Annotated in this window: 1 protein-coding gene; it reads right to left on the bottom strand. The window is 72.6% G+C overall.

The window, feature by feature from the left end; translation table 11 throughout:
- Positions 1 to 32: 32 nt before the first annotated feature.
- Positions 33 to 460 (bottom strand): penicillin-binding transpeptidase domain-containing protein (locus I6F20_RS37615; RefSeq protein ID WP_249788001.1); only part of this gene is annotated, 428 nt, incomplete at its 5' end.

Below are 460 nucleotides of genomic sequence, written 5' to 3'. Positions count from 1 at the left end.
ACCCTGAGGTGGTTGCCGCCTACAGCGCCTGATCACCGAATCGGCGCCGGCGCGGGTGGTCGCGGAAAGTAGTAGTCGAGGAGTTTCTTGACCACGGGGCCCGCCGTCGCCGACCCGAAGCCACCACCGCGGATCAGCACCGACCCCTGGATCTGGGGTGCGTCCAAAGGCGCGACCGCGGAGAACCAGGCGTTCAGTCCTTCTCCGGGCGCCGACGGGTCCTCCGCCGTGCCGGTCTTCGCGCCGGCCGGGACCGGGAGGTCCGCGAGTTGCCCGGCGGTCCCCGCCGACGCGGACGCCCGCATTCCTGCCCGGACGGGACCGAGCAGGTCGGCGAAGGGTAGACGCTGCGGCGCCGCCGTCGGTATGGGCACCGAGTCGGACCCGTACGCCGCGGCGAGCTGGGGCGTCACCATCGCGCCTGTGGCGATCCCCGACGTCCAGCGCGCCACCTGTATCG

The sequence above is a fragment of the Bradyrhizobium sp. IC3123 genome, assembly GCF_020193625.1.
GTDB lineage: Bacteria > Pseudomonadota > Alphaproteobacteria > Rhizobiales > Xanthobacteraceae > Bradyrhizobium > Bradyrhizobium yuanmingense.
Note: the sequence above shows the minus strand (reverse complement) of the source record. Positions and strands in the feature narration are given on the sequence as shown.